At 40.7% G+C, this 13,010-nt stretch carries 11 protein-coding genes; 6 read left to right on the top strand and 5 right to left on the bottom strand.

Going from position 1 to position 13,010, the window contains the following annotated elements:
• Window positions 1–46: 46 nt before the first annotated feature.
• Window positions 47–775: an acyl-[acyl-carrier-protein] thioesterase gene (locus AC13FX_RS10460; RefSeq protein WP_482880529.1), complete on the top strand. Its 729-nt coding sequence runs from the start codon at window positions 47–49 to the stop codon at window positions 773–775.
• Between the two features lie 4 nt (window positions 776–779).
• On the opposite strand, the gene AC13FX_RS10455 is transcribed toward AC13FX_RS10460, so the two are convergent.
• The 5 genes from AC13FX_RS10455 to AC13FX_RS10435 all read right to left on the bottom strand — a co-directional run bounded on the left by AC13FX_RS10455 (window position 780) and on the right by AC13FX_RS10435 (window position 6,927).
• The gene (locus AC13FX_RS10455) at window positions 780–1,601 is read right to left on the bottom strand and encodes an aldo/keto reductase (protein WP_482880527.1); all 822 of its coding nucleotides are present in this window, start codon (window positions 1,599–1,601) and stop codon (window positions 780–782) included.
• Window positions 1,602–1,683: 82 nt separating this feature from the next.
• Window positions 1,684–4,461 carry a T9SS type A sorting domain-containing protein gene (locus AC13FX_RS10450; RefSeq protein ID WP_482880526.1) on the bottom strand — a complete coding sequence of 926 codons (2,778 nt, stop codon included), beginning with the start codon at window positions 4,459–4,461 and terminating at the stop codon, window positions 1,684–1,686.
• 87 nt (window positions 4,462–4,548) lie between these two features.
• The gene (locus AC13FX_RS10445) at window positions 4,549–5,850 is read right to left on the bottom strand and encodes a dicarboxylate/amino acid:cation symporter (protein WP_482880525.1); all 1,302 of its coding nucleotides are present in this window, start codon (window positions 5,848–5,850) and stop codon (window positions 4,549–4,551) included.
• The gene (locus tag AC13FX_RS10440; RefSeq protein WP_482880524.1) at window positions 5,847–6,716 is read right to left on the bottom strand and encodes a DUF92 domain-containing protein; all 870 of its coding nucleotides are present in this window, start codon (window positions 6,714–6,716) and stop codon (window positions 5,847–5,849) included. Before AC13FX_RS10440 ends, AC13FX_RS10445 begins: the two co-directional genes overlap by 4 nt.
• Complete coding sequence (locus tag AC13FX_RS10435) at window positions 6,679–6,927, bottom strand: hypothetical protein (RefSeq protein WP_482880522.1); 249 nt, start codon at window positions 6,925–6,927, stop codon at window positions 6,679–6,681. The genes AC13FX_RS10440 and AC13FX_RS10435 overlap by 38 nt, the downstream gene beginning before the upstream one ends.
• 92 nt (window positions 6,928–7,019) lie before the next feature.
• Between AC13FX_RS10435 and AC13FX_RS10430 the strand changes: the two genes are divergently transcribed.
• The 5 genes from AC13FX_RS10430 (at window position 7,020) to AC13FX_RS10410 (ending at window position 12,993) form a co-directional block, all read left to right on the top strand.
• On the top strand, window positions 7,020–7,616 hold the full coding sequence (locus AC13FX_RS10430) for a Maf family protein (RefSeq protein ID WP_482881667.1): 597 nt from the start codon (window positions 7,020–7,022) through the stop codon (window positions 7,614–7,616).
• A complete protein-coding gene (locus tag AC13FX_RS10425; RefSeq protein ID WP_482880521.1) occupies window positions 7,617–9,464 on the top strand; it encodes a tetratricopeptide repeat protein in 1,848 nt (615 codons plus the stop codon).
• A 6-nt stretch (window positions 9,465–9,470) separates the two neighbouring features.
• Window positions 9,471–10,739, top strand: a complete 1,269-nt coding sequence (locus AC13FX_RS10420) for an asparagine synthetase B (RefSeq protein WP_482880520.1) — start codon at window positions 9,471–9,473, stop codon at window positions 10,737–10,739.
• An 80-nt stretch (window positions 10,740–10,819) separates the two neighbouring features.
• Entirely contained in the window at window positions 10,820–11,581 is a 762-nt protein-coding gene (mazG, locus tag AC13FX_RS10415) for a nucleoside triphosphate pyrophosphohydrolase (protein ID WP_482880518.1), read from the top strand.
• 242 nt (window positions 11,582–11,823) lie between these two features.
• Window positions 11,824–12,993 (top strand): citrate/2-methylcitrate synthase, encoded by a 1,170-nt coding sequence (locus AC13FX_RS10410; protein WP_482880517.1) that lies wholly within the window; start codon window positions 11,824–11,826, stop codon window positions 12,991–12,993.
• Window positions 12,994–13,010: the final 17 nt, after the last annotated feature.

Below are 13,010 nucleotides of genomic sequence, written 5' to 3'. Positions count from 1 at the left end.
TTTTTCGTTTATGTTTTGGGTGATTATAAAATTCACTTACACACTCATGACTAACGATACTACCAAGCATAGCGAAACATTCATTGTCAGGGCAAGTGAAGTTGGTTCCGGAGGACAAATCACCCTTCCCTCCCTTTGTTCATTATTTCAGGAAGTAGCCGGGAATCATGCTCTAAAACTGAATTTTGATATCACTCAGCTTCATGAACAAAACCTTACCTGGGTACTGCACCGAATGGATATTCAGATCGACCGCTATCCCAACTGGCGGGAAAAGGTCAAGATCGAAACCTGGCCGGCTGCCGGTGACGCCTTAAGGGCATACAGGAATTACCGTATACTCGATGAAGAGGGTAATGAGATCGGGGTCTGCCTTAGTTATTGGATGATGATCAACCTAAAGACCCGTAAACCAACCAGAATGCCAAAAGATGTACTAGATCTCAGGTTATCGGATATAGACCACGTAATGCCTGTGAAATCAAACCGTATCAAAGCATTCGAAGAAAGTGATGTTATAAAAAAGTTTGTGGTTCGAAAGTCAGATCTGGATATGAACGACCATGTGAACAACGCCAGATTCGTAGAGTGGCTTATGGAAACCTATAATGATGATAAGGCCTACCTCATCAAAAACATAGATATTATGTTTTTGCATGAAAGCCGTGCCGGAGATATGATCACTTCAGAACGTAAAATTGAAGAGCATCAGAATTACCGGCACCAACTGAAAAACCAGGATGGACAAATCCTGGCATTAGCCACTTGCAGTTGAATGATTATTTATCCCACTCGGGAGCAAAATCAGGATCAACCAACCTGGTAGTTTTTTCCAGATCATCGATCGCATAAAAGTCATCATCCTCGAGAGCAAAATCGTATATATCGATATTTTCCTTAAGATGCTCTTCTGAAGAGGCCTTAGGAATAGCTACCACTTGTTCTTGTTCTATAAGCCATCTCAATGCGATCTGAGCTGGTGACTTTCCGTACTTTTCACCTAATTCCTTAAGAAGCGGTTCTTCCATAACTTTGCCTTGTGCCAACGGTGAGTAGGCTGTAAAAAGCAGGTCTTCTTCAGCAGCATAGTCAAGTAGGTCTAACTGACCCAGGAATGGATGATATTCCACCTGATTACAGAAGATCGGTGCTGCCAGTTCTTCATTTAATTCTTTGAGTTTAGGTAGAGGATAATTAGCCACACCTATATTTAAAGCCTTACCCTGATCTCGTAGCGAAAGAAAGGCTTCCATCGTTTTTTCAATATCCACTTCCGGATTTGGCCAATGAACCAATAACAGGTCAACATAGGGCGTATCCAATTCTTTCAAAGAATTTTCGGCTACTTTCAGTACATCTTTTTTATCAAGATGCGTATGCCAGATCTTGGTTGTGAGAAAGATCTCATCCCGATCAACATGCGATCTCTTGATCGCTTCACCAACTTCTCTTTCATTTTTATAGCTTTGAGCTGTATCAATGTGCCTATAGCCAAGATTGAGAGCCAACTTGATCGTATTCTCACCCTCTCTGCCAATTAATCGATGTGTTCCTAATCCGATCTCCGGTACTTCCACACCTTGAATTGTTTTAAAATGCATGATATATATTAAGTAGTAACCTCTATTGTTTATTGATTGTTATAGTTATTCAAAGTAACTGTTATAACTCCAAATATGTTCATTATTTTACTAATGTCATTTTTCGAGTCATAACTTTATCACCTACTTCTAACTGGTAAATATACATGCCACTTGGTCTATCCGTGGCATCCCACTCAAATTGCTGCCGGCCGGATGATAACCTACCTTCAAATAAAACCGAAACCGGCTGCCCTACAATATTAAAGATAGAAAGTTTTACGTCTTGGGATTCAGGCAGATAGAATGAGATAGTCGTAACCGGATTAAAAGGATTAGGATAATTCTGATTCAGTTCTATTTCCTTAGGGACATCTGAATATACTTCTTTTGCCTGCTGTTTAGCTGCTTCCGGTACTATTCGGATCTCAAACCGTTCTGAGTTTTGTTTTTCATCATTGTTATTGAATGACTGATCGAAGCTAATAGAAAAATCAACTCGTAGGCTATATTCTTTGTCGGTATATGTATCAACCAATTTTAAATTCCAATCTGAAGGAATATTATCCCATTTATCTATAGACAAAGTATAAGAATCATTAACGGAGCTACCAAAATTCAACGGTAATGACACTATCTGCTCAGTATTCTGAGGTATTGAGACAGTCTTAAAGAATTTGTCATTCTGTTTAGCAGAAAATATTAAGGGTAAATGCTCCTCAGGTAAAAAATCAGTATAGGCATTGAGGTCGGTCTGATTACTGATCTTATTGTCCGGATCTATGTAAAGTTCGACTTGTTGTTGCCTGGAGCCGGATTTTAAAATTATTTCAACCACACCTGTATCATCAGAAATAAGTTGTGAATTTTCTTTTCCTAAATCCCTGCTAGCTGTTAAAAGTTCATCAGCATCGAGTTCGATTGTGGCTGATTCCATCTCATCTTCCAACCTGATCCAGAAAAATGAACCTGAGGTCAGAATATCAGATTCTATCAAGGCTTCAAAAATGAGTGAGCCTTCAGAATCTCTGTTCATTCGAAAAACTTCAGGTGAGTTATTGGAATCAAGTTTTTCACGTACCAAATTTATCAGTGCGCCTGCTACAAGATCCGTATCGAATGAGTTTTTAACCAGGTTTAATCCCTCTTTTCCTTCAATTGAACCATTCTTATTAAGATCAGTCGCACTTAAACTCAGAACTTTCAGGTTTTTATCATTTTCACTGGCTCTGAGCTTTGTTGTCATACTGTTCTCCTTCAAACTATCCAGTTCCTCTGCTTCAAAAAAACCAAGAACAGTCAGATCAGTATTTTTGCCATCAAAACTTTTTATGGGTCTGAAAGTTTTCGTTTGTTCGTCCCAGGTATAGAGTTTTTTTTGGTTTGAGAATACTGAAGCTGCTTCAGAACTGAACTCAGTAATCGTCCATCCCTTGCTGGCATTTTGAACCGAACTTATATTATCGTTTCCGGGAGCAATCACTGCATTCTCATTTTCAGATCTACTTTTTGATCTTTCTACTGCTAAAGCGTTGTTTTGCTGTGGTCTGGAACTTCTATAACCAACCTGGTGTACGATCCTATCTTTATAATTCTTCAGGCTCAACAATCCCCCATCACCATTCAGTAATTGTTTGTTTAAACCCTTCAAATTAAAGGTTTGAACAATGGCATTATTATCCTTCTCGTGTTCTCCGTCAAATAACCTGATCTTTTTGTAGGGTCCAAGTACAACAGAACTGTCGATACTCAGATCTGAATTATCAGTTGAGAGCACCCAGTTTTTTAGAGAAACATCTGAGTCCTCAAGATTACTGATCTCTATAAAACTACCTTGATCCCCACCATTTGCAACATCAGTTATCACCAGGTTTGGAACCTTACCATCCTCAATCGCGACGCTATGAGAAATAAAATCTCCCAAAGTACCACCGGTCAGATTCTTTAAATAAAAGATCGCTCCTTCACGTCCTTCAAAACTTTCATCCTCAGAAATCATCAGGGGTATCTCTGTAGTGTATGTACCAACTAAACCAGTGAAATTGAGAGTCTTTGTGTTTAATTCAGAAAAATCCAGAGAATCAGCGGAGCTTTGTGAAGCTTCAAATTCTACATCAACAGCAACACGTGAGCCATCGTGTTCATAAATGGTTACCTGGAGTGCAGCCAAAGTGTCTCCTTCACTGAATGATGAGGAAGTAGTCTCGAACATTACTACAGGTGGTGTAAGCACATTAAATGAAGTACCAAAGGGTGAAAATGGGGAATCACTGCTATTCCAGTTCATTGAATCACCCAGAAATCCTAAAAGCATGTTTTGCGTACCGCTTGCACCATTTCTGATGTAATACTGATGATTCTGACTCTCTCCCAATTGTACAAATGTATTTTCAGTTTCACTGAGTACAGGTGGTATTTCAGTAGCCAGTGTTGCCAAATCCATATTATTGGCCCCAAATCTTACCCCATAAATGAAACGATAGATATTATCTTCTTTCTGAAACACGTAAAATTGATTTTGAGAACGTACGAAAGGCAATCGGCCGCTGAAATCAAAAATTTCACTGTTCTTCCCATCAACATGGATATTTGAGCCGGCCTGAACAGACCTTTTGAAATAGAGAGTTGCTTCGGTTCCTGTCAGTAAACCTTCAGAGGGATCCCATTTCCCGGCTGAGAGATTGATCACAGTACCTTCCTCGATATCTATGAGTGGGATCAGGTCTACTGAGTTATTGGATGCATTCACAGATACCACAGCCACATCGCCCGGCAAAAGAACAGACTGGGCTTCAACCTGCCCCCCCAGAAGGGAGAACAGTATAAAAAGGGCGATATGTAAGGTTTTTATTAAGTGTTCAGATAGTAACTTTGCGGCCATAGGCACTGTGGTTACTTTATAAAATGTCTATGTAATTAACATATTTTCAGGCATAAACTCATGTAAAATTTGCTGAATTTTCAGATTCTAATCATCAAGGTGAGCCTCACCTAAAAGCCCCTCTGTTGAGGCCACAGCAACCGATACTGCTGCATCTCCGGTAATGTTGACCATGGTCCTGAACATATCCAGTATCCTGTCTACCCCTAAGATCAGAGCGATTCCGGCGGTCGGAACCTGAACCGATTCGAGTACGATCACCAACATAATTATTCCGGCACCCGGTACACCAGCAGCACCAATAGAAGCTGCTGTGGCTGTCAATACAATTGTTAGCTGTTGTACAAGTGTAAGATCCATACCAAGTGCCTGTGCAATGAATACAGCTGCTACTGCCTGATACAGGCTGGTTCCATCCATATTCACCGTGGCGCCTATCGGAAGAACAAAACTCGCTACCTCATCTTCCACTCCAAGGTTCTTTTCTACACGCTCCATGGTTACAGGAAGAGTAGCTGCACTTGAGCTGGTACTAAATCCTAACAACATTGCAGGTTGAATTGCTCTGAAGAAGGTACTCAATTTCATATTACTCGTTGCCTTGAAAAGACTGGCATATACAACGAACACATGAATGGTCAAACCAATTATAACAGCAAGGCAATACCAACCCAGGGCATACAGTAATTCTAATGCCTTACCGAGATCATCTCCTGCAAGGTCAATTAACAATGAAGCCATAAGCGCGAATACACCGTATGGTGCTGTAAGCATAATGAGTTCCACAATCCTGATGATCACATCATTGAAGGCATCAAAAAAGCTGGTAAGTGTTTCAGCTTTTTTGCCACCTATCTGAATAATACCAATACCCAATAAAATCGCTACAAATACAACCTGCAGCATATTGGAGTTGTCTGATGCAGCACTAAAAAAGTTCTCCGGTACAATATCCACAAAGAAATCAAGCGGACCACGTTCCATGACCTCCATGGCAACCTCATCTTTACCTTCCAGCGACTCGCTGTAAGTACTTTGTAACTGCTCACGGGTTTCTACCGGCAGTGATTTTCCCGGCTTCATTATATTTACTGTGGCTAGTCCGATGCTGATCGCAAAGACTGTTGTAATAGCATAAATTAACACGGTCTTAAGTCCCATCCGAGATAATTTGGCTGTGTCATTCAGGCTAGTGATACCGGTTACCAATGATACCAACACCAACGGTACAGCAATCAATACCAGTAATTTTATAAATATGGTGCCAATTGGTTTTATAAACTCTTGTGTGAATTCATTCAATCCGACAAGATTTGCCACCAGTCCCCAGATCAATCCAAGAACCAAACCGATAATGATTTGCCAGTGTAACTTTTTATACCATTTCATATGCCAGTAATTAAGATTATAAAGAAACTTATGATCGCTGCGATCCCGGCTGAGATCCAGTTTACAATGTTATTGCTTATATAAAACTTTTCGATCCCAAATAACCGGAATCCAAAAAGTTCAATTTGTTGATATTGATAGCGGGCGCCAATGTAAGAATCCACAAGACAACCTAAAAATCCGAGAGAAGATATAATTGCTACCTCAGCCAATTTTCCTTCGTCACTAAGCATCCAATACATAGCCCCTATGAATATTGCTCCTATCAGACCGCCAAAAGTACCGTAAAAGCTGATACCTCCATCGGTTCCCGGTTCAACTTTTTTCCAAGTTGTTATGAGGCGTGTTTTGGACCGAAATCTACGGTAACCGATCTCAGTAGCCCATGTATCAGATGTTGTTGCTGCTAAGGAAGCGGAAGCCGCCACCAAGTATTCTGACTGATCTGTTAAAAACCAGATCACCAAACTCAAACAAAACCAAAAACCATTGGCCCAAACCTGTTTACCATCTCTTCGAAATTTCTTCTCCAAAAACCCCTCCTCCGAGACCTGATCTTTAGAGAGTATAGAACCTGATATAAAAAATGCGAGTACTAATCCGGCCCCCAAAGATCCACCGAGCCCATAGGCAATTGTTCCAAATATGGTCGCTGACACAGCTCCATCTATCGTGAGCCAGTTGATCAGAAAAGCCGTAAATGTGAGTAGAAAAGAAAGAGATAGCCCTATCAATATCAGTTTATGAGTGGCTGCCCCACTAAAAACAATGAATACAACGATTATTGAGAGGGAAAAAAAGATATTTACCCATCGGTCTAACACAAGATCAACTGCTGCTTGAAGCCGAATTTTCGTCTCTGTCATGTTTCATGATCGCGAAGATAACTAAAATAAAACCTGCCATGATCACGATCGGGGAAATGAACAAGGAAATAAAGCCATTAACCTCATTCTCTAAGTACATAGCCGTAAACCCGCCTACTATTAACAGTATTGCAAAACCTATCAATTTGTAGTTGTAGGCAGAAAAAAACATCGGTTGATCGTCTGTTTTTTTAGCTTTTCGTTTTGCCATGTTCTTTTGCTTAAATTAATTCAAATTACTTGAGTAAATGCCCGACCAAGTTATTTAATAATCTGATAAACCCAAAAGCACAAAACCAGCAAATGCAGGTCATTCTTGCCTCTCAAAGTCCCAGAAGGAAAATACTATTGGAAATGATCGGTCTAAAGTTTCAGGTGAAACCAAGTGATGTTTCTGAAGAAACCGATCTAACGGATCCTATTCTTCTTGTAGAAGAGCTCGCTCAAAAAAAAGCCTTGGATGTGGCTAAAAACCAAAAAAATTCGTTTGTAATTGGCTCAGACACCATCGTAGTTCACAATCACAACATCCTTGGTAAACCTCTGGACTCGCAGGATGCAATACAGATGTTAAAGAACCTTAGCGGAACGACTCATGTTGTCTATACAGGAGTGGGATTCGTAAAAACTGATGAAGGTGGCAGGATCACAAACCGTTTTACATTTCATGAGAAGACCAAAGTGACGTTCAGCTCGTTGGATGAGTCCGACATTATAGCGTATGTTAAAGGGGGTAGTCCTATGGATAAAGCCGGAGCATATGGAATTCAGGATGATCTTGGAGCCCTTTTTGTAGAAAAGATCGAAGGTGACTACTATAATGTTGTAGGATTTCCTCTGAACCGTTTTTACAGAGAAATGAAGCAATTTTTACCTGACCATAAACTTTACGATCAGTAGATGAAACTTTACCGTTACTATATATTTTCCCTGATATTCATACTGTTTTCATTGAACTTACAGGCTCAGAATCGTAGCGATTACCAACTGGCTGTGCGGCTTATCCAACAGCAGCAGTATTCTGAAGCCCTGCCGATCCTTGAAGAACTTCACACCTCTGATCCTGAGATCTACGTATATGCAGAACACCTGATAGACTGCCTGATTCAGGTCAAAGAATATGAACGGGGCTTATTGATCGCTCAGAAATTTGTAGGAAAGCCTAATTTTGATTCACAAGTGAAAGTAAAGATCGGTGAGCTCAATCATTATATGGGAAACGAGGAAAAAGCTCTTGAGATCTGGACGTCAAACATCTCAAATAACCAGAATCAGTTTCAGTTATATATCAATACTGCAAGAAAAATGGTCGACCGCAGGGAATACCTAGAGGCTGTGGACGTCTATAAAAGTGCCAGAATACAATTTCAGAACGATCGCTTATTTTTCGGTGATATAGCCAATGCATACATGCAGGCCGGTGAATATGAACTTGCCATAAATGAATGGCTGGCTCTTTTGGAGGATTCTCCAAATCAGATAACCTTTATTCAGCGCAGTCTGTTGAGGTATAATGACCCAATACTCTATGATATTACCATTGTAGAACTGAATGACCGACTCTCAGATATATCTGTGACAAACCCTATATATAAAACCTATTATGAACTTCAGATCTGGTTGCTTCAGGAAAACAACCTCTATAGAAGAGCATTAGCTGCTGCAAAAGAATATGAAAATCGATCAAATACCTATAACTATTCAGTATTCAACCTGGGGCGCCAGCTTGTTGACAATAATGAGTTTGAGCTCGCCATCGATGCCTTTAAGTTTTATACAGAAAACTCCTTTGGTGAATTGAGATGGCGAAGCCTTGAAGAGTTGTCTGTAACTTATTCCAAATGGGCAAAATACCTGGATGATTTCAGCCTTGACCTGCAAATGAACAGCGATAGTCTATATAACCTATCTATGGACATGTTGGACTCCATTGAATCAGAAACAAACAGTTACAGCAGAATGAGTTATGTTCATCTAAGGAAGGCTGAACTCGCTTTAGATCATGTCTTTAACCTGAATACGGCTGAAAATTCACTGGAAAAGCTCATATCAACCTCAGGTAACACTCAAAGACCTGAAATTCCCTATCTGAAAGGTAGAATTCACATCAGTAAACGGGAATTTCCACAAGCCAGGATACAACTCACACGATCTAATAAAATGGCTGAGATCGGAGAGATAGCTGAAAAAACGCGCTACTTTCTGGCATTAACTGACTTTTATGCAGGTGATTTTGAGTTTGCCACCATACAATTGAAATCATTGGGTAGAAATAACACATCGTATTATGCCAATGATGCCATTGAGTTACGCCTGTGGCTGCAAGATGGACTTTCTATAGATAGCACAGGCTCGAATCTAAGTGCTTTTTCTGAGGCCGTATTTTTAAAAAACAACGGACAGACCAAAAAAGGTGCAGAAGTATTTTCTCAGATCATCAATGATCCGGGATTCCTGACTTTAAAAGATGACGCTATCCTCTTCTATGTACAATCAGAACATGTTAAAGCAGTGGAAAAATATGAGACCCTTTATAAATTTTTATCCACTGGCAATGACTCTCCCATAAAGGAAAAACTGTTATGGGAAAAAGCTGTCCTGGCTGAACAAATAAGAGCAAGTTCTGATAATGTCACTCAAAATGCTGATGAAATATATGAGGAGCTGATCCTGACCTACCCCAATGGTTTTTATGCACCCTATGCCCGTGATCGGCTCACCAAAATTTCCAATAAAAAAAATTCCTGAACAACCATGAAGATCAAGTTACTCTCAATATTACTTTTTTGCGTTGTCCCTTTCATGACCGTTCAGGCTCAGCAACAGGTACTAATTACAATGGACGCATCACAGAGCAACCACCTCAAAGCTTACGGAGTGGTTTTCAATCACATAGTTGATGGGTACAATGCACAATGGTTGCTGAATTATCGCGGTGGAAGTTTTTTGGTACCGGCTGAAAATGACATCATTCGTAAAAGTCGCCTTCGTAATGTTTCATTTGAAACGTTGAGCCCGGCTGAAGTTAATCGCCTCATAACTGAAGTAGAAAGTAACAGCAGCAACACAGCTGTGGTCCCTTTGGAAAAGGCACCGAAGATCGCAGTATATACTCCCGATCAGGCCCTGCCCTGGGATGATGCCGTTACCCTTGCGTTGACCTATGCTGAAGTTGAATATGACAAGATCTGGGACGTAGAGGTTTTGGAAGGAAAACTGGATGAATATGATTGGTTACACCTGCACCACGAAGATTTTACCGGACAGTATGGAAAATTCTGGGCAACCTATAAAAGCATGCCATGGTATATAGCGCAAGTAAAGGAAATGGAAGCTATGGCCTCAAAGCTTGGGTTCTCATCGGTCAGTGAACAAAAAAAAGAAGTTGCACGAACTATCAAGCGCTATGTGGGAAATGGAGGATTTCTATTTGCCATGTGTTCAGGAACGGATACCTTTGATATTGCTCTTGCAGCAGAAGGAATCGATATTGCTCCTGAACAATTTGATGGAGACCCGGTGGATCCGGAAGCTCAGCAAAAACTGGATTTCAGTAAATCCCTTGCCTTCGAAAATTTCCAGCTAAAAACGAATCCATCCGAATACGAACACGCGGATATCGATGTTCCTGTCTCAATAAACAGAGTCGATCAGTCTCTCGATTTTTTTACACTCTTTGAGTTTTCAGCTAAATGGGATCCCGTTCCGACCATGCTAACACAAAATCATGTGAGCAGTGTAAGAGGATTTTACGGCCAAACCACTGCCTTTCAAAAAGACAAGGTGAAATCATCCGTTGTGATTCTTGGGGAAGCCCCCGGGCGTGAACAAGTCAAGTACCTGCATGGAAATTACGGTAACGGCACCTTCACTTTCTATGCCGGTCACGATCCTGAAGACTATACGCATCGCGTAAACGACCCTCCCACAGATCTTGCTTTACATCCAAACAGCCCCGGTTACCGTTTGATCCTTAATAATATCCTCTTCCCGGCAGCTCAGAAAAAGAAGAAAAAAACCTAAAAAAAATTAAAGATTCAAAATTCAAAATGAAAGATTAGTACCTTCCATTTTGAATTTTTCATCTTGAATTTTTAATTACTATGCAGCCCAGCCGGAAGTTTGAAGACCTAGTTGAACTTGTTTCTATTCTCAGAAAAGAATGTCCATGGGATCGCAAACAAACCCATGAATCTATTAAGGATAATCTTATTGAGGAAGCCTATGAGGCCATAGAAGCACTTGATGACAATGACTTCGATGAGTTTAAAAAAGAGATCGGGGATCTCTTGCTTCACGTAGTGTTCCACTCCAAAATGGCCAGCGAGACTGATACTTTTGACATTGGAGATGTGATCCACACCCTGATGGAAAAGCTCATCCGCCGCCATCCTCATGTTTTTGGAGATACCAAAGTTGACGGTGAGGAACAAGTATCAGAGAACTGGGAAAACATCAAGCTGAAAGAAGGTAAGAAATCTACCTTAGATGGTTTACCCGCTCACCTACCTGCTCTTATAAGAGCCCAAAGAATGCAGGAGAAAGCTGCAAATGTTGGGTTTGATTGGCCGGAATGGAAACTGGCCTGGGAAAAACTGGATGAAGAACTTCAGGAATTTCGTCAGGCTTTGGAAGCTGGTGATCAGGATGAGCTTTCTAATGAATTTGGTGACGTACTATTTTCATTGGTGAATGTAAGCAGATACTTTGATTTGAATGCAGAAGATAGTCTTCGAAAAACCAATAACAAGTTTGAGCATCGGTTTAGGTATATAGAAGAAAAATTGAAGCAGGATGACAAAGCTTTAAAAGATGCCACCCTTGAAGAAATGGATCTCTATTGGAATGAAGCGAAACGGAAGTAGCGCTTTAATCTGATATCAGGCGGCACTTCATATATTCTTCAAATAAACCTGTATCATTACAATAGTTTAAAACTTTTTGACTTAAAATTGTGCGTCGGTTTTACTATATTCGATGCCCTTCTCAAAAAGAGAACAGGAAAAATTCGTACCGGCTTAAAACGTTGTGGAAGTGAAATTCGTTAACAGCGTTAAGTTGGCTCTTATCGAGTACTACATCTTTAACAATAAAATTTGGAGTAACAATGTCAGAAGGCATTCATACAGGCTTTGACGAGCAAGAATATCCGCATATTAACAGAGGACTAGATGGTATCGTAGCATTTTCTACGACTAAAAGCTTCATCGATGGACAAAAAGGTGAATTGATCTATTCCGGGTATCTTATTGATACACTGGCTGAAAATGCAACCTTTGAGGAAGTCTGCTTCCTTCTATGGAATGATCGCCTTCCGAATGCTAAAGAACTCGAGAGCCTCAAGAAATTATTGATAGAGAACCGTGAGCTTCCGCAACCAATACTGGATTATATAAATACCACTGATAAGGATGCTGAACCTATGGCCGTTCTCAGAACAGCTGTATCTATGCTGGCTGACTTCGACGATACCAAAGGAAAATACGATCCTACTCTTTTTGAAGGTCAGGCCATTGCCATTACAGCCAAGATCCCAAGCATCATAGCGGCCTTCGACCGTGTTCGCCACGGAAAAGAAGTGGTTGCCCCACTTAATGAGGGAAGTACAGCCTTTAACTTTCTGTACATGCTTAATGGAGAGAAACCGGGTGAGCAAGCTGAAAAAACCATGGATCTCTGCCTGATCCTGCACGCCGAGCATGGTATGAATGCTTCAACTTTCACCTGCCGAACTATCTGCGCCACACAATCTGACATGTATTCCGCAGTAACCGGAGCGATCGGAGCGCTCAAAGGTCCCCTTCATGGAGGAGCCAATACAGCCGTAATGAACACACTACTTGAGCTCGATAAAGATCCGGATACTGCCGATGCTGTTGAGTTCACTAAAAAGAAACTAGCTAATAAAGAGAAGATCTCAGGATTTGGGCACCGTGTATATAAGACCTTTGATCCACGCGCCAGATTACTTCAAACAATGTCAAAGGATCTGTCTGAAGAGACCGGTCATGAGGAATTATATGAGTGGTCGATGGATATGCTGAACACTATGAAAAGCGAAAAAAATATTGATCCTAATGTGGATTTCTTTTCGGCAACGGTATACTACTCCATAGGAATTCAGCCTGATCTTTATACTTGTATATTTACCATGAGTCGGGTTTCAGGTTGGACCGGTCACTTTATGGAACAGGCTGCCAATAACCGCCTCATCCGTCCACGTGCCCTCTATGTTGGTGAAAAACACCTTGATTGGGTACCCGTTGAGGATCGATAGGAAATATTGACAAATAC

It is taken from the genome of Gracilimonas sp. B-17, from assembly GCF_056857935.1.
Note: the sequence above shows the minus strand (reverse complement) of the source record. Positions and strands in the feature narration are given on the sequence as shown.